Source organism: Janthinobacterium sp. BJB301 (assembly GCF_002735685.1).
GTDB classification, from domain to species: Bacteria; Pseudomonadota; Gammaproteobacteria; order Burkholderiales; family Burkholderiaceae_D; genus Janthinobacterium; species Janthinobacterium lividum.
In genome coordinates, this window is the sequence record NZ_PDZJ01000001.1 from 1,749,799 (window position 1) to 1,768,062 (window position 18,264).

Here is an 18,264-nt window from a genome sequence, read left to right on the forward strand (position 1 = left end):
GCTAGCGGCCCTCCCAATCGGAGCGCTGCAAGTCGAAATTCATGCTGGCCCACACGCCCAGCTCGCTTTCGGCGCTGAGGGTGCCGCCGTGGCGCTCGATCACGCCATAGCTGATGCTCAGGCCCAGACCCAGGCCCTGCCCCACTTCGCGCGTGGTAAAGAACGGTTCGAACACGCGCGCCAGGTTTTCCGGCGCGATGCCAGGGCCGTTGTCGCGCACGCTGATGCGCAGGCGGTTCTCATCCCAGTGGGCCGTGATGCGGATCTCGAACGGCGGTGCATTGCCCTTGCGCATGGACAGCACGGCATTGCCCAGCAAGTTGATCAGCACGCCCACGATGGCCGCCTCGTCGCCGCGCACCAGGGTGTCGACGGGCAAGTCGTGGCTGATGCTGACATTTTTCGTTTCATGCCCCACCAGGCGGATGGCCGCGTCGAGCGCGCTGCGGAACTGGAAATGCCCCGTTTCCAGCTGGTTGCCGCTCTTGCGGTAGGCAAAGGTCTTCAAGTCGGACACGATGTGCTGCACGCGCAGCATGCCCTGCTTGGCGTCGGCCAGGCATTCGCTGACCAGTGCGCTTTGCTGGGCGGCCGGGTCTTCGATGGCCACCTCGATGGCCATCATGCAGAAATTCACGGGGTTATTGACTTCATGCAGCATGCCGGCGGCCAGGGTGCCGATGGCGGCCATTTTCTCCTGCTGCAGCATCTGCCCCTTGATATCGGCCAGGCTCTTGTTGGTTTCTTCCAGCTGCGTGTTCTTTTGCGCCACTTCCGCCTTCAGCTGGAACAGCATGAAGCGGGCGCGCTCATTAAAATAGGTAAATACGGCGCTGATGCTGGCTGACATGATGAGGAACAGGCAGTTGACGACAAACGTACCCGGCAAGTCGAAGCCGCCCGCATGCCAGGCGCAGGCGGCCACGTACAGCAGGCAGGAGATGGCGCCGAAGACCATGTTTTGCCACAGGCCGAAAGCCAGCACGATGCCCGACGAATAGATGGCCAGGGTCATGCCCACATAATAGATCGAGGTGGCGCCTTCCGTGACGGCGATCATCCAGGCGATCATGATTTGCGGCAGGATCAGCCAGACAAACGTCAGGCCCTGGATGCGGTCTTGCGCCCAGCGCGTGCGCATGGCCAGCACGACGCAAAAGATCAGCACGGACACGACGATGCGCGCGCTGGTAAACGCCGATTGCTTGTCCGGGTACAGGGCCGAATCGAGGCCCATGCCCAGCAGGATCAGCACGATGCCCGTGTACGCCCCGCCGCGGCTGAATTCCAGGCGGAAGTCGCGCAATACGGCCGTATAGCCGGCGTGCAGGCCTGGAGTATCCATCAAGGAATGCTCACTTCCGCGAACACATTCACGCCCGTCGCGTCGACATAGATCAGCGGATCCGTTGCATGTTCGGGCAGCAAGGCCGACAGGCCTTCTTCATTGCGATAGATCAAATGCCACTCCAGCAAATGCTCCATGCCGAACTTGCCCGGATTGTTCGCGTGCACATTGGTGACGAGCAAACGTCCGCCCGGCCCCACGCGCGAGGCGAAGTGCATCAGCAGGCGCGCGCACACCTTGTCGGACAGGTAGTCGAACAGGCCGGCGCAATACACGGCGTCGAAACTGCCGGGCAAGCCCGTAATGCCCGAGCCATGGCGGCGCTTGAGCAGGTTATGCACGGAATCGTGCACATAGTCGATCTCGACCACGCGCCCCGTGCGCTGCATGATGGTGGTCAGGCGCGCGCGCGTCCAGTCCAGGGTCTCGCTGCTGAAGTCGACCAGTTCGAAAGCCAGCCATTGCGCATCGGGACAGGTTTCCAGGAAACGCTGCACTTCGATGGCCGGGCCGCAGCCCACGTTGAGCACCTTGTAGACGCGCCCGGCAGTGCGCGCCGCGGCCGCCTTCTGCGACAGGAATTCCGTCAGGATATCGATGCGGTTGCGGTGCGCCGTGGCGACAGCCGCCTGCAGGAAGGCCGCATTGACGATCTGAAAATAGGTGCTCGGGCCCTGGCGCGGATCGTCCAGCAGCTGGTTGACCATCTGGTAATCGCCCGCATAGCCGAGCGGTTTGGTAAACGTGCGGAAGACGAACGGTGCGCGCAGGATCAATGGATGCAGCGCCGCCTGGGCGAAGGCGCGGTGCGCCGGCGCCCGCTCTTCCTCGACCAGCGAGGCTTCCACCTCGAGCTGGCGAAGGTACAGCTGGGTCTGCTCCATCAGCGGCAAGGCCAGTTCATCGAAGATATCGGGGCGCAGCCGGCCGTTTTCCTTCGGCAGCGAGTCGGACAGGTCGACCTGTTCGACCCAGCGCGCCACTTCCGACAGGAAGGCGCGCATTTCGTTGACGACGATCTGGTAATCGCGGCGGATGCGGAAGCGCTCGCCCCAGCCGGCGACAAAGGCGCTGGACTCTTTCAGCACGGCGCCCTTGACGACGACCACGTCGCTCAGCTCGCGCCACTCGTCGATCAGGGTCACGGAAACGATGGCGGTCAGGCCCGTGTTGACGCTGCTGATGACGACGGCCTTGCCCACGTAGGCGTTTTTCGCCCCCATGCGCACCGTCACGTCATTGAGCACCTCGCTGACCTGCACAATCGAGTATGGATTATAGATTTCCATGACCAGCGAATTGCGCTGCAAGTTGAAAATCGTGCCACGCACCGCCTCACCCTGGGTGTTGCGGAAACTGACGACTGGATCGATCTGCGATTGTGAATACACGATTGAGCATTATCAAGTTGCCCGGTTTCCGGCACACCACACGGGTGACGCCAGTTTCCAGGCTGGGTTAAGGCACGGCACACCGGTCGTCTGCCGCCGGCCCCGCCATCAAGATGACGGTATTGCGGCGTCGTTTGACGCCGTGCCGGAGCGCCTCAAAGCGCGTCTGTTCGCTCTCTGATCGAGTGTACTATGGATGTAGCAGAACGGGCAATTGTTCCCTCAGGAACGACTGTCCGTGGCGCTGGCGCGCAACGCCGGCGATCAACCAGCCACGAACAGTGCCAGCGCGTGACGCAATAGTTGCGGCGTTTGCCCCGTCCAGCGCTTGAACGAGCGGCGGAAGTTGGTGGCATCATGAAAGCCAAGGTAGGCGGCCACGGCATCGTTATCGTAGCCATGGGCCTGGAACAGGTAGATGGCCTTGTGCGCGCGCACCTGGTCCAGCTCGGCCTGGAAATGCGTGCCATGGCGCGCCAGGTGGCGTTTCAGGGTGGCGGGACTGACGCCGAATTCCTGCGCCGTGCGTTCCAGGGTCGGCGCACAGCGGATATTAGCCAGCAGGTAATCGTACAGCGCGCCGAGCAGGCTCGCTGCCGGCACGGGCGCCAGGGCGGCCGCCCGCAAGGCCAGCGCCGCCGCCGTGGCATTGCCGCGCGGCCAGGGTTTGTCGAGCCAGCTGGAATCGATGAGCATGGCATCGACCTGGCAATCGAAACGCAGCGCCTGGCCCAGATGCACCTCATGCTGTTCGACGTGGCGGGGCCGCGCACGGTTGAAGCAGAAGCGCCACGGCAGGGACTGCCCGGCCAGCCAGCGGCACATGGCCGCCAGTGCCGTCATGTGCATTTCCACCAAAAAAGGCAGCTGGCTCGGCGCGCCGAATGCATCGACCCAATACAGCACATGCATGTCGCCCGCTTCGCGCAAGCGCGGCTGCAGCAGCGGACACAGCAAGGTATGAAAGCCGCACAGGATGCCCAGGGCCTGGCGCAGATTCTGCGCCTGCAGCAAGGCATGGCTTGCGGCGCCGTAATGGCCGGGCAGCATTTGCTGGCCCAGCATGAAGCTGGTGTCGGCACTGTCCAGGCCGCGCGCCACGTTGGCCAGCAATTGCAGGTATTGCGCGGCGCTGACCTGGCTTTCCTCGGACGGCAGCGCGCCGCCATCGAGACCCGTGCCCTTGAGCAGCGGCGCCACGGCCAGTTCCCGGCTGCGCGCGTAATCGAGCACCAGCGCCGGCTGGTGATGGGCCGCGATGCTGGGGTCGCCTTGCTGGTTCAGCGGCATCAGGCAGGCGCGGCGGAACTGATTCCGGCACCGGAGCGCGGCGTTTCCACGGCCCGGCTCAGCTCGGCCAAGACCACTTCCGGCACGCCATCGGTCAACGCGCACGCATGCCGCAGGCTCAGGCGGATTTCGCGGTTATCGTTGGCGTGGTGGCGCATCTGCCCTACCATGGCGCACAGGTGGCGCGCCTTCACGGCCGCATCTTCGCGCGACACGCCCGGCATCAGCACGGCAAAGCGGTCGCCCGCATAGCGGCACAGCAAATCGTCATTGCGCAAGTTCAGCAGCAGCATGTGGCCCACGGCTTGCAGCACGCGGTCGCCTTCGCGGTGGCCGTATTCGCGGTTAATCAGGTGAAAGCTGTCGATATCGAGCAAGACCAGCGCGCAATCGAGGCCGGGACGGCGCTCCTGCTCCAGGCGCATCTGCGTGCGCAGGTAGCTGGCGTCGGCCAGTTGCGTGATGCGGTCGAAGGCGCGGTGGTCGCGGAACAGGCGTTCGCGCTTTTGCAGGTGTTCATTTAACCGGAACTGTTCCTGGCGCCAGTAATACATGCCGATCGTCAGCACCAGCATGCCAAACGGAATCAAGGCTTCCAGCCAGTTATCCCACACGGCGCTCTTATCGACGGCAAAGAATTCATCGAGGCAATCGGCCCAGGACCCCAGCATGATGGCGCACAAGCCACCCGCGATCAAACTCGTCACCAGCCCGCGGGGACGGCTGCTGAGGGTAAACAAGAACCAGATGCCCGCCATGACGGCCGTGCCGCCTTCGCAGACGATATCCATCCACTTCCAGATGGCAAACGGTTTAAGCTGCCCCAGTGTGGCATACAGGAACAAGAACAGGGGCAACGCGAGCGCGGCGACAATCAGGCTGTTACGGTGCAACGGCAGCATGTGGGAAACCTTTAAAAGTGGTGCTGTCGCCACGATAGCGCCCGCCCATGACGGCACGATGACATGCCCCGCGCCCGTGCGGCAGGTGCAAACGGCTCATCATTAGCAATGCCGCTGGTGCGGATTTGGCAAGCCGCATCCCATGCGCCCCGCGCTGGCAGGTCATTTCAGCTCATGGCAGCGCCATTCCAGCCGGAAAGCGTTCGCATGCCGTTGTTTTCAGGGTGGCAAGCCCTTGCCTGTCACGCAACCGTCATATTTGCTGCCTAGAATCCGCCCGGTTCCTTCCCCCTAACCGAGCTCTTCATGAAAACCATGCACACATCGTTCCCCTCCCCGCTGCGCCTCACGGCCCTGGCCCTCGGCATCATGGCCGTCTTCAGCGGCCAAAGCCATGCGCAAGCGCAAGATGCGGACGGCCAGCCGGCCGCCACCGTGGTCGTCAGCGGCCAGCGCGCCAGCCTGCGCAACGCCATCGCCGCGCAAGAGAAAGCCGACAACATCATCAGCGTCATCAGCAGCGACGATATCGGCGGCTTGCCCGACAAAAACGCGGCCGAGGCGCTGGCCCGCTTGCCGGGCGTGTCCGTGCAGCGCGACCAGGGCGAAGGCCGCTACATCACGGTGCGCGGCCTGGGTCCTGACCTGAACGCCGTCACCATCAACGGCGCGCTGGTGCCGTCGCCGGAAGCGGGCCGCCGCGCCGTGGCGCTGGACATCCTGCCAGCCGGCCTGATCCGCACCTTGGAAGTCTCGAAGACCTTGCTGCCGGAAATGGATGCCAACTCGCTGGGCGCCACCGTCGAGGTGAAATCGCTGTCCGCCTTCGACTTGCCGGGCAAGCTGCTGTCGGCCAACGTGGGCGCCAGCTACGATGAAAAGACGGGCAAGACCAGCCCCAGCGGCGGCGCCCTGTGGGCCCAGCGCTTCCTCGACGGAAAGCTGGGCGTAGCCGCCGGCCTGAGCGCGGAAAAGCGCTCGTTCGGCTCGGACGACGTGGAAACGGGCGGCGCCTGGAGCAAGGGTAAATTGTCGGGCCTGGAATTGCGCGACTACCTGCCCGTGCGCAAGCGCGGCGCGCTGGCCGTCAACCTCGATTACCGTCCCGAAGCGGGCAACAGCTGGTTCCTGCGCTCCTTCGTCAGCGAATTTTCCGACGATGAAGTGCGCGACCGCCTGACCATCAGCAATATCGCGGGCGGCAGCCTGGCCGAAGGCCAGACGGCCAGCGCGCGCGCCGAGCGCCGCATCCGCCAGCGCAAGTACACGCAGCAAGTGCGCTCCTTAGTCCTGGGCACGCAGCAGAAATCGGGCGATTGGACGCTGGACGTGAAAGGCGGCATGAGCCGCGCCACGGAAGACACGCCGGAGTCGCTGAACGATGGCCGTTTCCGCGGCACCAGCAATTTCGCCGGCATCAGCTTCACGGACACGCAGGAACCGAAATTGAGCGGCCCCGCCTCGCTGTACGACCCGGCCAGCTACGCGCTCAACGCCATCACCCTGCAAAAGCGCTACTCGAAGGACAATGAGCACCACGCGCGCATCGACCTGGCGCGCAAGTTCGACACCGCCACCCTGAAGTTCGGCGCGAAAGTCAGCCGCCGCGAAAAATCCAATGACACGGATCAATGGGCGTACAACAGCAGCAAGGCTTCCAGCGGCAATTACTGGGGCGCAGGCTCGACCTCGATGAGCAACTTCGTGCAAGGCCATAATCTCGACTACGACCTGGGCAACATCGGCGTGGCGCTGGACCCGGCCCTCATCCGCGCCCGCGTGGCGGGGCTGGACCGCGCCAAGGCGCGCCTGTCCACCGAGTCCATCATCAACGACTACCGCATGCATGAAGACATCAACGCCATGTATGTGCAGAACAGCTATGACTTCGACGCCTGGCACATCCTGGGCGGCGTGCGCGCCGAGCGCACCAGCTTTGAGGCGGCCGGCTCGCAAGTGGACAGCGCCGGCGTCGCCACGGCCTTGACGCGCGAACGCTCGTACACCAACTGGCTGCCAAACCTGCAAACCCGTTATGACCTGGATCAACATACCAGCGTGCGGGCCGCCTGGACGCAAGCCGTCGTACGCGCCAACTTCAGCCAGCTGGCGCCGGGCATCAGCCTGGCCAGCAACACGGAAGCCGTGATCGGCAACCCGGATTTGAAGCCCTTGAAGGCAAACAACCTGGACCTCGGTATCGAAAGAGTCCTGGGCAATGACGGCGTGATGTCGGCCTACGGCTTCTACAAGGACATCAAGAATTTTACCTATACGACGAACCTGGCCGGCACGGGACAGTGGGCCGGCTACACGACGGCAACCTCGTATGCGAACGGTGACGCGGCCAAAGTAAAGGGCATCGAACTGGCCTACATGCAGCCGCTGCGCATGCTGCCGGCGCCATTCAATAAATTCCTCGTCGGCGTGAACGGCACCCTGAGCACCTCGAGCGCGCAAATCGGCCGCTTTGACAAGGCCAGCAACAAGCAGATGAACCGCGACATCCGCCTGCCGGGCCAGTCGAACCAGGTAATGAACTTGATGCTGGGCTATGAAACGGGCCCGGTCAGCGCCCGCCTGGCCCTCAACTACAAGTCGCCGTATCTGCTGGAAATGGGCGGCGACATCCTCGACCAAAGCCAGGACCATATCGTCGCCAGCCAGAAACAGCTCGATTTCTCGCTGTCGTACCAGATCAATAAACAGTTCCAGCTGATGTTTGAGGCGGCTAACCTGAACAACGAGAAATACTATGTCTACCAGGGCACGAAGCAATACAACGTGCAGAACGAACAATATGGCCGCACCTTTAAAGTGAGCCTGAAAGCCAGCGCCTTCTGATGATGATTTCCAATAACATGAAAAAAAACATACTCTGCAGCGCTCTGCTGGCTGCCTTTTGCATCATGGGTACGGCACAGGCTGCGCCTGCCCAAGCTGTCCCCTCCTTCACACAGGAAGCGGAAGAACTGGCCCGCCTGCCCGGCGGCGGCTGGCTGACCCTGGACAAGCACGGCTTGCGCCTGTTCGATCCTGCGGGCAAGGAACAGGACCGCATCGCCGTGCGCGCCAAGCAGCTCGACACGCGCATCGACGGCAACAAGGTGCTGGCCGTGTTCCTGGAAGCGGACACGCAGCGCCCCCTGCCCGTATCCGTCGATGTGCAAGCCGGCAAGCTGGTCAAGCTGGCGCCGTTCCCCATCCCGACCTTTTCCGTGGAAGCGTCGTGCCTGTACCGCGACGCGCAGCAGCTAGCCCATCTGTTCTTGATCGGCAAGGATGGGCAAGCGGAACAGTGGGTGATGCAGGGAGAACAGCGCAGCCTGGTGCGCAAACTGGCCTTGCCGCCGCACGCGAAACATTGCCGCGCCGACGATGGCGCCCAGCGCCTGCTGGTGAGCGAAGCCAACATGGGCGTCTGGGCGTATGACGCCGAATCCGAAGGCATGGGCAAGCGCGAAGTGGTCGCCCTGCGCAAGCCGTACGGCCAGCTGGACGGCGGCGCCGGGGCGCTGGCAGTGCTGCCGGGCGGCGTGGCAGTACTCGACGGCAAGGCGGAAAAGCTGCACCTGTTCGCCCATCAGGGAAGTCAATGGACGGCCATGTCACCGCAAGCCGTCGCCTTGAACGTGCGCAAGGGCGACAGCCAGCTGGCACTCAATGGAAATTCGTTGATGTTACGCGGCAAGAATGGTTGGCAGGCGCGGCCCTTGAAATGGGCTGGCCAGGCGGAAACGCAGCCTGCGGTGGCCATCATCGCCCCGCAAGCGCAGACGGAACCGATGGCGCGCCAGGGCGACGCGGCCGACGATCCGGCCATCTGGCTATCCAGCAACCCCGCCGACGCACGCATCCTCGGCACCAACAAGAAACAGGGTTTATTGGTCTACGACCTGCAAGGCAAGCAGACGCAGCTGCTGGAAGTGGGTCGCCTGAACAACGTCGACGTGCGGCAGAACATCAGTCTTGGCGGCAGCAAGGTCGACCTGGCCGTGGCCACCCAGCGCGACGACAACAGCATGATGTTGTTCACCATCAATGCCAGCGGCGACGTGGCGGAAGCGGGCCGTTTCCCTACGGGATTGAAAAGCATCTACGGCATGTGTTTGTATCAACCGGCCAGCGGCGGCGTGCAAGCGTTCATCAACGACAAGGACGGCACCTTCCAGCAGTACAGCATCGGCCTGGAAGGCAACAAGTTCAGCGCCACCCTTTTGCGCAGCTTCAAGGTTGCCACCCAACCGGAAGGCTGCGTGGCCGACGACGCCAACGCCCGCCTGTTCCTGGGCGAGGAAACGCGCGGCATCTGGACCACCTCGGCCGACGCCGCCAAGTCGGACGCCATGACCATGGTCTTGTCCGTGGGCGCGAACCTGACGGCCGACGTGGAAGGCATGGCCATCTATCGCAAGCCAGGCGCCAAGCCGGACACCGGCTACCTGATCGTCTCCAGCCAAGGCGACAGCAGCTACGTGGTGCTCGACGCGCAAGCGCCCTACAAGGTGCGCGGCCGCTTCAAGGTCGGCTTCAACCTGCCCGCCGGCATCGACGGCACCTCCGAAACGGACGGCCTCGACGTCACCTCCGCCAACCTGGGCGGCGCGTATGCGCAAGGCATGCTGGTGATCCAGGACGGCTACAAGCGCTTGCCGGACGGACCGCAGAACTTCAAGTATGTGGCTTGGGGGGATGTGGCGAAGGCCTTGAAGCTGGAATAATCAGGCGGGGCCGACCCGGCCGGGGGAATGCGCCCTACTGGGGCGCATTCCGATTCCGAGGAGCCCGGCCCGGATACTATCTGCGCGGCATATCGATATGAAATGGCAGGCGCTTGCCGCACAAGTCCACCATGCCCGACACGGCTAGTCGATCCGCCGACAATTCAATGATGTTGACGGCCGACACGTCACCATATTCCATCATATAGATACCCGATTCCTCTGCCTCGGGATGCATATCCAGCATCCCGATCGAAAACGCTCCTCCCTGCCCTTCCGGTATGCGCAAGCCATGCAGGAAAAAGGCCGGCGGATACAGTGCCCACGACCATTCCGCATCCTCCGGCTCGGTCAAGCGCATAAACACCTCATCGTCGCCATGGATATCGATATTCAGCTCCAGCATGCCGCTGCCATGCGCTTCCAGACTAATGCTTGATTTCGCTACATTCACTTCAAAATTGGTGTTGCCGATACTAAAAACAGTCATTCAATACTTCTCCTGAGTTACAAGCAAATATACGGCACGATAAACAGCAAGAAATGCAGGATTGCCGTGTCTTCACCATATTCATTCAACTATTGTCAATGCGCACAGCAATGACATTAAACTTTACCACCTTTAATAATGCCAATGAATGCAAGAAAGAGGCGTTTACTCTGTAAAACAGGTAAAACTTGTAATGTCCGCTTCCGCCCCAAAGCGGACGGCTGAGTTCTACTTCAGCCGAAGCGCTGCACACTTTTCACGATGTGCTGACGAAAAAATTCGCTGCAATGTCAACGCTAAACGGCTCGTCGAATTCAACGACAATCTTTTTTTTGAATATGCCTTCCTTCTTCACCCGATAAGGCACATAGACGTAACGAGCATAACCGGAGCTTTCTAGCTGTATTCGAAGACCGTCTGGAGCAGTGGGAGAATATTGAGCAGGAATGTTTACGTTGGCTGCAAGCGCCACTCCTGCAAATTGCCCATTTAGCGCGCCCGCCACAAAGGCGTCGCTCAAGAGTTTATATATCTCTCTTGGATTTGGCCTCTCCTCGCCATTGTATCCACCGATTGCGGCGACAACGCCGTCGGGCGCTAGAGTAGCTCCGAAGGGATAAAAATCCCCGGCATTTTCAAGCATCGTTCGAGCAAAACCCATACAATAGGAGAACATTTCGTGAATTTGTTCAGGTGTTGCGCCCATCTTTATCCTTTAAAACAGAGTATCTCGTGATTTGGCACGAACGGCCGCTGTTGGCCGATTGCCGACTCTTTTAGTCGAAATTCCGATTAGCATTGGTATCGGTCTTTGATGTGCTCATTGTAGTAAATACCCTTGGAGTAGGCACGCATGAACGCAGCATGCACATTTGGAGGTACTCGGCAAAAATCATAACTATGCCCCTGCTGGAATTGGATACGCATGCGAGCTGCTTGCTCGTCGTAACCAATTGCAACAATGGCGCTGGAATTTACCCGGACCATTTGCATGGCAGCTCCCGAAAGTGTTAAGACTCAAAATGGTAAAGACTGTTCGATTAGGAGCGTCTTCTCCCGATCATTAGTAAACACTTTTACAACTGTAGCGTATTTTGCAACATGATATAGAAAAAGAAGCCGCGATGCACCAGTCATGTCAGCAACTACCTCGTTAAATTTCCTCGGCTTACCAATCTGCCAGCGACTGCCAGCCTCAGGCATATTAGAATACCTTCCCATGACCTCCCCCGCCTCGACCTCCGCCCTCCCCGACAGCATCCTGCTCCCTTCCCTGGCCGTCTTGGGAGGGCAGATTTCCGTCAATCTGGGGGCGGCGATTGCGAAGAATCTGTTTCCTGTCATTGGCGTGGAAGGGATTACGGCGTACCGGGTGGGGTTTTCGGCGCTGATCCTGCTGGCCATCTTCCGGCCGTGGCGCTATCGGCTGACGCGCAAGGATGTGATGAACTTGCTGGTCTATGGTTCCGTGCTGGGGTTGATGAATTTGCTGATTTACCGGGCGTTTGCGCTGATACCGATCGGTATCGCCGTCGCCATCGAGGTGACGGGGCCGTTGGCCGTGGCCATGCTGTCGTCGCGGCGGCCCCGCGATTTGCTGGCGGTGGCGTGCGCCGTGTTCGGCTTGTATCTGCTGCTGCCGCTGCAAGGCAGTCCGGGCAGCTTGGACCCTGTCGGCGTGGCGTATGCGCTGGGAGCGGCGCTGTGCTGGGCGCTGTATATCATCTTCGGCAAGCGCGCCTCCACCTTGCAAGGCGGCCAGGCTGTGGCCTTGGGCATGACGGTGGCGGCCATGGTGACGGTGCCTATCGGCGTCGCATATTCGGGCACGGCCTTGCTGGCGCCATCGATTGCCTTAATGGGCCTGGCCATTGCCATGCTGTCCAGCGCCCTGCCGTACTCTCTGGAAATCTTTGCCCTTCGCCGTTTGCCGCAAGGCGTGTTCGGCATGTTCAGCAGCGCGGCACCCGCCGTCAGCGCGCTGGCTGCCATGGCCGTACTGGGAGAGTTACTGAGCCTGACCCAGTGGCTGGCCATCGCATGCATCGTGTTTGCGTCGGCCATGGCGGCGCTGGGCGCACAGGGCGGCAAGCGCTAGTGGCATTCAGGCCATCCCGTATCGATTCCTGCGCGCTTCCTGCAGCTATTCCTGCGCCGCTGCCTGGCATCGCTGCGCCGTTGACGGACAGGTTTTGATGCCCGCCTGTAAAATACGTCATTGCTTGCCATATCGTGCACTTCCGCCTCACCGATGACCTATCCATTTCTTTTTCGCTGGTTCTCCCCTCTCGCCGCCGCAGCCTTGCTGCTGGCGCCAGTCGTCACCGCACAGGCGGCCGCTCCTGCCGCACTCACGGGCAACGCCGAAGCGGGCAAGGCCGCGTTTCGCAAGTGCGCCTCTTGCCACCAGGTGGGGCCATCGGCGCGCGGCGGCTTCGGCCCCAAGCTGACGGGCGTGATCGGCCGCAAGGCCGGCTCCACCACCGACTATAAATACTCGGCGGCCATGAAAAACACGAATATCGTCTGGACCGAGCAAAACCTGACCGGCTTCCTGAAAGCACCGAGCGACTTCATTCCCGGCAATAACATGCGCTTCTGGGGCATCGGTAATGCGCAGCAAGTGGCCGACTTGCTCGCCTATCTGCGCATGCAATAAGCACATGCAATAACGTCAGCGTCCAAGCTGGCCGAGCGCCAGCCTGGACGCAGGCTGACACATGCACGCGCACAAGGCGGCATCAGGCCCGTGACGCCAGATCAAATTCCCGGCGCTTGCAGCACGCCCTTGCGCTTCTTCTGCGCCGCCTCATGGTCGCGCAGACGACTCTAGGGCTTGGCCGGCAGCTTGCGCACGCACAGATAGATGGAATACAGCGCCGCCAGCCCCACCAGCACGTACACGCCGCGCGACGCCGTCGACATGGCACCGAGGATGCGGGCCACGATATCGATATCAAACAAGCCCACCAGCGCCCAGTTCAAGCCGCCCACGATCAGCAGGATCATCGAGATCCAGTCCACCACGTTCAGGCGCTTGGCCGACATTTCCTCCTTTGCCGCACCGTCCGATCCTGCCTGGATATTCGCCATGTCAGCCTCCTGTGAATAAGAAGAAAGACCCGCCGCCGGGTCCGTGCAAGGAACAGTGTAGACGCGGCACCGCCATGCGCCAGTCGGACGATGCCGGGTATGGAGGTAGGATGCGTCTGCAATACGGCGGGTGATTTTATCTGGCAACATGCCATGCCGCTGTTGCTAAACAGGCAGTGACTAATTCCAATATGGAAATATTTATAGATTACTTAGTACCGCGCTGCTACACTCATTTCACCCCGGCAACTTCAGGGGACAAGCGCTGCGTCATGCCGCAGGCATGGGAACCGGCCACCATGGGACAACAGCTGAGGGGACATGAATATTTCAAACATACGTATCGGTGTGCGCCTGACCACAGGCTTTTTGCTCACTTCGCTGTTACTGGCCGTGGTGGTGGTCATCAGCACATGGCAGCTGTCGGCGGTAAGCGGGGAAATCGACAGCAGCGTGAACCAGCGCTATGCGCGCATCGCGCAATTGCAGGCCACGCGCAACAGCACGCAGGAACAGCCTGCCCTGCGGGAGCTCGACCAGCAGATCGCCACGCAATCGGTGCAGATGCGCACGGCGGCCGAGGCGGCCATGGCCCGCGCGCACGATACCAGCGTGCTGATCATTGCGCTGGGCCTGGTCGGCGGCGTGTTGAGCCTGGTGACGGCCTGGTTCATCAGCAGCGGCATCCTGCGTCCCTTGCGGCATGCCGTCAAAGTGGCGCGCAAGGTGGCCGGCGGCGACTTGAGCGAGCATATCCGCGTCGATTCCCGCGATGAAGTGGGGCAACTGCTGCAGGCCCTGAAAGACATGAATGCCAGCCTGATCACGATCGTGGGCGAGGTGCGTGGCGGCACGCACGAGATCGCGGGCGCCTCGGGAGAAATTGCCGCCGGCAACCTGGACTTGTCGCAGCGCACGCAGGCGCAAGCCAGCTCGCTGGAGCGTACGGCCGCCTCGATGGACGAGCTGACTGGCACCGTCAAGCAAAATGCCGATAACGCACGGCAAGCCAATCAGCTGGCACAATCGGCCGCCGCTGTGGCAGGCAAAGGGGGGACGGTCGTGGCGCAAGTGGTCGATACCATGAGCTCGATCAACGCTTCCTCGAAAAAGATCGTTGACATCATCGGCGTCATCGACGCCATCGCCTTCCAGACGAATATCCTGGCCCTGAATGCAGCCGTGGAAGCGGCGCGGGCCGGAGAACAGGGGCGCGGTTTTGCCGTCGTGGCCGCTGAAGTGCGCACCCTGGCCCAGCGTTCTGCCGGCGCGGCAAAAGAAATCAAGCAGCTGATCGGCGACTCCGTCGAGCGGGTCGACGCGGGCGCGCGCCTGGTCGACACGGCCGGCTCCACCATGCGCGAGATCGTGGCCAGCGTGCACCGCGTTACAGACATCATGGGCGAGATCAGCATGGCCAGCGGCGAGCAATTGTCCGGTATCGAACAAGTCAATGCCGCCATCGTGCAGATGGAACAGGTGACGCAGCAAAATGCGGCCCTGGTGGAGCAGGCATCGACGGCGGCGGCCAGCATGCAGCAGCGCGCCACGCTACTGTCAGGCACGGTGGGCATCTTCAAGCTGAGCCGTGACCAGGTGTCAGCCCAGGCCACGCACGGCATCAGCCTGGTAGCCGGACAGGCTGCGCACGCCATTTCCGCGCCGGCAAACCTGTCTGCCACAAGCATTAGAGCGCGGCTGAAAGCCTGAGTTCCCCCGTCATCGCTACGCCGCTCCAGATATGCTATAGCTGCTTGTACATGACCGTAGTGGGGTCCAGCCGGTCGCCGGCCGGCGCCAGCGCATAGCCGGGAATGCTGCCGGCCACCACATAGCCGAGCGACAAGTACAGCGGTTCCGCGTGGTCGCTGCTGCGCGTGTCCAGGGTCAGCAGGCTGCGCGGCAAGAGGCGCGCCTGTTCTTCCAGCGCCTGCATCAGCTGGCGCGCAAGGCCGCGCCGGCGGAAAGCGGGCGCGACCAGCAGCTTGCGCACTTCGGCCCGGTGTGCCTGGTTGGGATTGGTGTCCCAGTCCAGCTGCACGGCGCCCGCCACCTGCCCGTCCACCTCGGCCACCAGCAGCAGGCGCACGCCGCGCGTGACGGCCGGCAAGACGTTATCCGTCCAGAACGCCTGGCTGGCTACCGTGTCGAAGGGCAAGATAAAACCGATGCTGGCGCCGTCGTGCACGCAGTTTTGCAGCAAGGCCCCCAGTTCCCGCAAGCGGTCACGTATATCGGTGGATGAAAAATGGCGTAGCGATACGGGCATGGCGACCTCAGACAAGAAAGAGAAAATAGCGGGCGCCGCTGTCCGGCGGCGTTGTGAACGCGCTGGGTCCATGCAGCTGGTAGCGCAGGCAGTCGCCAGCCAGTAAATCGTGGGAGCGGCCGTCGATGGTCACGTTCAGCTTGCCTTGCTGCAGCAACAAATGGTGTTCCATGCCGGGCCGGGGCGAGGCCGCGTAGGCGATCGTCACGCCAGCGCCCAGCTCGCATTCGAGCGCTTCGCCAGCCAGCGCCCGCGACGGGGGCGAAACGGAGCGGCGGATAAAGCCCGTGTCCGGGTCGCTCCACACGCTTTGCTCGGCCCGCAGCAGCAGGGGTGGAAAGTCGTCTTCTACCATGCGCAGCAGGCGCGACATGGCCAAGCCATATGCGGCGCACAGCTTGCCCAGCACGCTTGTAGTCGGGCTGACCTCGCCATTTTCCAGGCGTGACAGAGTGGCGCGGCTGACCTGGCTGGCACTGGCCAGCTGGTCTAGCGACCAACCCCGCTCCACACGCAACTGCTTTAAACGGGCCGCCAGCCGCTGTTCCGTATCGCTTTCTACGAATGTTGAATTTTCCATATCTGAGAATTTATTCCCAATAAGGAAAACAGTCAAGCTGTTTGCCTGATCCCGCTAGCCCGCCATGCGTGTGGCGTGGCGGCATAGCTCCAGGAAGCCGGCCAGGCGCGGGGAAAGGATTTTCCTGGACTGGCGGATCAGATAGAAATTGCGCTCCAGCGGCGGCAGCATGGTTTCCAGTTCTACCAGTTGCCCGCTGGCCAGCAAATCGGCCACGACGACGCGCGACAGGCAGGCGATGCCCAGTCCCGCCGCCGCGCCATATTTGATGGCTTCCGAGTTGCTGAACTCGCCCGCGGCACGCAGATAGTGCAGATACGGCACCAGCGCCTGCTCCACGGCTTCGCGCGTGCCCGAGCCCGCTTCGCGCAGCAGCCAGCCCGCCTGGTTCAGCTCCGTAAAGCTGAGCAGATGGCGCAATTGCGCCAGCGGATGCGTGGGCGCGGCCACGATCAGCATCTGGTCCGTCAGCCATGGCTCCACCAGCAAGCCCGCTTCGTGGCACGGCCCTTCGATCAGGCCGATATCGACACGGAACTCCGCCACGGCGGCGGCGATGTCGGCCGTGTTGGCAATCGTCACTTGCGGAATGCTGCGCCCGTATTGCTGCGCCGCCAGCGCCAGTATCTGCGGCAGCAAATAGATGCCGATGGTGGTGCTGGCGCCGATCTGCAGGCTGACGGGCACGGACGGGTCAGCGCCCGCGAACTGGCGCTCGATGCTGGCGGCTCCGTCGCGCATCTGCCGCGCCTGCGGCAACAGCAGGCGGCCATTGTCGTTGAGCAGCAAACGCTTGCCCACACGGTCAAACAGTTGCGCTCCCAACAAGGCTTCCAGTTCATTCAGGGCCGCGCTGGTGGCCGATTGCGACAGCGCAATCAACTCCCCGGCCGCACTGGTGCTGCCCGTATCCGCCACGGCGAGGAAAATCTGCAGTTGCCGCAAGGTCAACGCCATTTTATCTACCTATTCAATCAGTTAAAGATACAAAAACAATCCGTTTTACCATTTAATCAGCGAACTGTACAGTCATGCCATACGAACCAGGAACCACGGAGTACGGCATGTCATCCCTCTCAACAAGCAACACAACAAGTTTCAGCGACCGCTATGGCCGCCTTCTCCCCGGCCTGCTGCTCAGCGGCGTGATCGCCTGGGGCGCCATTCAACTGGGCAAGCTGGAATGGATGCAAAGCCACGGCATGAGCGCCCTGACCCTGGCCATCATGCTGGGCATTGTGCTCGGCAATAGCGTTTATGGCCGCCTGGCGCCCACCTGCGGCGCGGGTGTGACTTTTTCCAAACAGACACTATTACGACTCGGCATCATCCTGTATGGCTTTCGTTTGACCTTCCAGGATATCGGTCAGGTGGGCCTGGCCGGCATCGCCATCGACGCGCTGGTGCTGGCGTCCACGTTTGGCCTGGCCATGTTCCTTGGCACCAAGGTATTCAAGCTGGAACGCAACAGCGCGATCTTGATCGGCGCGGGCAGCTCGATCTGCGGCGCGGCGGCCGTGATGGCGACCGAGCCCGTCGTCAAGGGTCGCAGCGAAGATGTCACCGTGGCCGTCTCGACCGTCGTGGTCTTCGGCACCATCGCCATCTTTTTGTATCCATTGCTGTACCAGCTGAATCAAGGCTGGCATGTGCTGGCGGCAACACCATCTGCCTTTGGCGTGTACATCGGCTCGACCGTGCATGAAGTGGCGCAGGTGGTGGCGGCTGGAAAGTCGATCGGACAGGAAGCGGCGAATGCGGCCGTGATCGCCAAGATGGTGCGCGTGATGATGCTGGCCCCCTTCCTCGTCATCCTGTCGGCGGTGCTGGCGCGCGGCAAGGCCAAAGGTGGCAACGGCGGCCACGACAAGGCGGCCAAGCTGGCCATTCCCTGGTTCGCCTTCATCTTTATCGGCGTGGTGGCATTCAATTCGCTGGGCCTGCTGCCAGCGGGAACAGTCGCCACCATCACCGAGCTCGACACAGTCTTGCTGGCCATGGCCATGGCTGCCCTCGGCTTGACGACGCACATGTCGGCCATCCGCCGCGCCGGCATCAAGCCCCTGCTGCTGGCCGGCCTGCTGTTCTGCTGGCTCATCGCCGGTGGCGCCGCCATCAACCATATGGTCGCCAGCCTGTTTGCTTAAGGCGCAGCTTGATACAAGCCGGGGCCGCAGACG

17 protein-coding genes are annotated in these 18,264 nt (G+C 62.0%); 6 read left to right on the forward strand and 11 right to left on the reverse strand.

Going from position 1 to position 18,264, the window contains the following annotated elements; all coding sequences use genetic code 11:
* Nucleotide 1: 1 nt before the first annotated feature.
* From CSQ91_RS07695 to CSQ91_RS07710, 4 genes are all read right to left on the reverse strand, one after another.
* Complete coding sequence (locus tag CSQ91_RS07695; RefSeq protein WP_034785939.1) at nt 2-1,345, reverse strand: sensor histidine kinase; 1,344 nt, start codon at nt 1,343-1,345, stop codon at nt 2-4.
* Nucleotides 1,345-2,739 (reverse strand): class I SAM-dependent methyltransferase, encoded by a 1,395-nt coding sequence (locus tag CSQ91_RS07700; RefSeq protein ID WP_034785940.1) that lies wholly within the window; start codon nt 2,737-2,739, stop codon nt 1,345-1,347. Before CSQ91_RS07700 ends, CSQ91_RS07695 begins: the two co-directional genes overlap by 1 nt.
* A 264-nt stretch (nt 2,740-3,003) precedes the next feature.
* Nucleotides 3,004-4,029 (reverse strand): AraC family transcriptional regulator, encoded by a 1,026-nt coding sequence (locus CSQ91_RS07705; RefSeq protein WP_034785941.1) that lies wholly within the window; start codon nt 4,027-4,029, stop codon nt 3,004-3,006.
* Nucleotides 4,029-4,931 carry a GGDEF domain-containing protein gene (locus CSQ91_RS07710; RefSeq protein WP_099387876.1) on the reverse strand — a complete coding sequence of 301 codons (903 nt, stop codon included), beginning with the start codon at nt 4,929-4,931 and terminating at the stop codon, nt 4,029-4,031. Before CSQ91_RS07710 ends, CSQ91_RS07705 begins: the two co-directional genes overlap by 1 nt.
* 306 nt (nt 4,932-5,237) lie before the next feature.
* Here CSQ91_RS07710 and CSQ91_RS07715 point away from each other — a divergent pair, with 306 nt between their 5' ends.
* Both CSQ91_RS07715 and CSQ91_RS07720 read left to right on the forward strand, forming a co-directional pair.
* Nucleotides 5,238-7,775, forward strand: coding sequence for a TonB-dependent receptor (locus CSQ91_RS07715; protein ID WP_099387877.1), 2,538 nt, complete (start codon nt 5,238-5,240; stop codon nt 7,773-7,775).
* A 65-nt stretch (nt 7,776-7,840) separates the two neighbouring features.
* Complete coding sequence (locus tag CSQ91_RS07720) at nt 7,841-9,652, forward strand: phytase (RefSeq protein ID WP_257217251.1); 1,812 nt, start codon at nt 7,841-7,843, stop codon at nt 9,650-9,652.
* 76 nt (nt 9,653-9,728) lie between these two features.
* On the opposite strand, the gene CSQ91_RS07725 is transcribed toward CSQ91_RS07720, so the two are convergent.
* The 3 genes from CSQ91_RS07725 to CSQ91_RS07730 all read right to left on the reverse strand — a co-directional run bounded on the left by CSQ91_RS07725 (nt 9,729) and on the right by CSQ91_RS07730 (nt 11,135).
* Nucleotides 9,729-10,142, reverse strand: coding sequence for a hypothetical protein (locus tag CSQ91_RS07725; protein ID WP_099387878.1), 414 nt, complete (start codon nt 10,140-10,142; stop codon nt 9,729-9,731).
* A gap of 256 nt (nt 10,143-10,398) precedes the next feature.
* Nucleotides 10,399-10,848, reverse strand: coding sequence for a hypothetical protein (locus CSQ91_RS28575; RefSeq protein ID WP_143450977.1), 450 nt, complete (start codon nt 10,846-10,848; stop codon nt 10,399-10,401).
* An 86-nt stretch (nt 10,849-10,934) separates the two neighbouring features.
* Entirely contained in the window at nt 10,935-11,135 is a 201-nt protein-coding gene (locus CSQ91_RS07730; RefSeq protein WP_080753603.1) for a KTSC domain-containing protein, read from the reverse strand.
* Nucleotides 11,136-11,361: 226 nt separating this feature from the next.
* Here CSQ91_RS07730 and CSQ91_RS07735 point away from each other — a divergent pair, with 226 nt between their 5' ends.
* The gene (locus tag CSQ91_RS07735) at nt 11,362-12,240 is read left to right on the forward strand and encodes an EamA family transporter (RefSeq protein WP_180278366.1); all 879 of its coding nucleotides are present in this window, start codon (nt 11,362-11,364) and stop codon (nt 12,238-12,240) included.
* Between the two features lie 153 nt (nt 12,241-12,393).
* The gene (locus CSQ91_RS07740; RefSeq protein ID WP_099387879.1) at nt 12,394-12,801 is read left to right on the forward strand and encodes a c-type cytochrome; all 408 of its coding nucleotides are present in this window, start codon (nt 12,394-12,396) and stop codon (nt 12,799-12,801) included.
* Between the two features lie 170 nt (nt 12,802-12,971).
* On the opposite strand, the gene CSQ91_RS07745 is transcribed toward CSQ91_RS07740, so the two are convergent.
* Nucleotides 12,972-13,235, reverse strand: coding sequence for a DUF378 domain-containing protein (locus CSQ91_RS07745; RefSeq protein WP_218963720.1), 264 nt, complete (start codon nt 13,233-13,235; stop codon nt 12,972-12,974).
* 321 nt (nt 13,236-13,556) lie between these two features.
* Between CSQ91_RS07745 and CSQ91_RS07750 the strand changes: the two genes are divergently transcribed.
* The gene (locus tag CSQ91_RS07750) at nt 13,557-14,945 is read left to right on the forward strand and encodes a methyl-accepting chemotaxis protein (RefSeq protein ID WP_099387880.1); all 1,389 of its coding nucleotides are present in this window, start codon (nt 13,557-13,559) and stop codon (nt 14,943-14,945) included.
* A 34-nt stretch (nt 14,946-14,979) separates the two neighbouring features.
* Here CSQ91_RS07750 and CSQ91_RS07755 read toward each other — a convergent pair whose 3' ends face one another.
* Genes CSQ91_RS07755 through CSQ91_RS07765 form a run of 3 tightly spaced genes read right to left on the reverse strand, consistent with a single transcriptional unit; the run spans nt 14,980 to nt 17,041 of the window.
* Nucleotides 14,980-15,504, reverse strand: coding sequence for a GNAT family N-acetyltransferase (locus CSQ91_RS07755; protein WP_099387881.1), 525 nt, complete (start codon nt 15,502-15,504; stop codon nt 14,980-14,982).
* A gap of 7 nt (nt 15,505-15,511) precedes the next feature.
* The gene (locus tag CSQ91_RS07760) at nt 15,512-16,084 is read right to left on the reverse strand and encodes a helix-turn-helix domain-containing protein (RefSeq protein WP_099387882.1); all 573 of its coding nucleotides are present in this window, start codon (nt 16,082-16,084) and stop codon (nt 15,512-15,514) included.
* Between the two features lie 54 nt (nt 16,085-16,138).
* Entirely contained in the window at nt 16,139-17,041 is a 903-nt protein-coding gene (locus CSQ91_RS07765) for a LysR family transcriptional regulator (RefSeq protein WP_034786119.1), read from the reverse strand.
* Nucleotides 17,042-17,148: 107 nt separating this feature from the next.
* Here CSQ91_RS07765 and CSQ91_RS07770 point away from each other — a divergent pair, with 107 nt between their 5' ends.
* Nucleotides 17,149-18,231, forward strand: coding sequence for a YeiH family protein (locus tag CSQ91_RS07770; protein ID WP_099387883.1), 1,083 nt, complete (start codon nt 17,149-17,151; stop codon nt 18,229-18,231).
* Nucleotides 18,232-18,264 lie beyond the last annotated feature (33 nt).

Excerpts from the sequence above, each read along its gene's own strand:
- CSQ91_RS07695 (WP_034785939.1), bottom strand. The coding sequence starts at position 1,345 with ATGGATACTCCAGGCCTGCACGCCGGCTATACGGCCGTATTGCGCGAC.
- CSQ91_RS07705 (WP_034785941.1), bottom strand. The coding sequence starts at position 4,029 with ATGCCGCTGAACCAGCAAGGCGACCCCAGCATCGCGGCCCATCACCAG.
- CSQ91_RS07710 (WP_099387876.1), bottom strand. The coding sequence starts at position 4,931 with ATGCTGCCGTTGCACCGTAACAGCCTGATTGTCGCCGCGCTCGCGTTG.
- CSQ91_RS07715 (WP_099387877.1), top strand. The coding sequence starts at position 5,238 with ATGAAAACCATGCACACATCGTTCCCCTCCCCGCTGCGCCTCACGGCC.
- CSQ91_RS07720 (WP_257217251.1), top strand. The coding sequence starts at position 7,841 with ATGGGTACGGCACAGGCTGCGCCTGCCCAAGCTGTCCCCTCCTTCACA.
- CSQ91_RS07725 (WP_099387878.1), bottom strand. The coding sequence starts at position 10,142 with ATGACTGTTTTTAGTATCGGCAACACCAATTTTGAAGTGAATGTAGCG.
- CSQ91_RS28575 (WP_143450977.1), bottom strand. The coding sequence starts at position 10,848 with ATGGGCGCAACACCTGAACAAATTCACGAAATGTTCTCCTATTGTATG.
- CSQ91_RS07730 (WP_080753603.1), bottom strand. The coding sequence starts at position 11,135 with ATGCAAATGGTCCGGGTAAATTCCAGCGCCATTGTTGCAATTGGTTAC.
- CSQ91_RS07735 (WP_180278366.1), top strand. The coding sequence starts at position 11,362 with ATGACCTCCCCCGCCTCGACCTCCGCCCTCCCCGACAGCATCCTGCTC.
- CSQ91_RS07740 (WP_099387879.1), top strand. The coding sequence starts at position 12,394 with ATGACCTATCCATTTCTTTTTCGCTGGTTCTCCCCTCTCGCCGCCGCA.
- CSQ91_RS07745 (WP_218963720.1), bottom strand. The coding sequence starts at position 13,235 with ATGGCGAATATCCAGGCAGGATCGGACGGTGCGGCAAAGGAGGAAATG.
- CSQ91_RS07750 (WP_099387880.1), top strand. The coding sequence starts at position 13,557 with ATGAATATTTCAAACATACGTATCGGTGTGCGCCTGACCACAGGCTTT.
- CSQ91_RS07755 (WP_099387881.1), bottom strand. The coding sequence starts at position 15,504 with ATGCCCGTATCGCTACGCCATTTTTCATCCACCGATATACGTGACCGC.
- CSQ91_RS07760 (WP_099387882.1), bottom strand. The coding sequence starts at position 16,084 with ATGGAAAATTCAACATTCGTAGAAAGCGATACGGAACAGCGGCTGGCG.
- CSQ91_RS07765 (WP_034786119.1), bottom strand. The coding sequence starts at position 17,041 with ATGGCGTTGACCTTGCGGCAACTGCAGATTTTCCTCGCCGTGGCGGAT.
- CSQ91_RS07770 (WP_099387883.1), top strand. The coding sequence starts at position 17,149 with ATGTCATCCCTCTCAACAAGCAACACAACAAGTTTCAGCGACCGCTAT.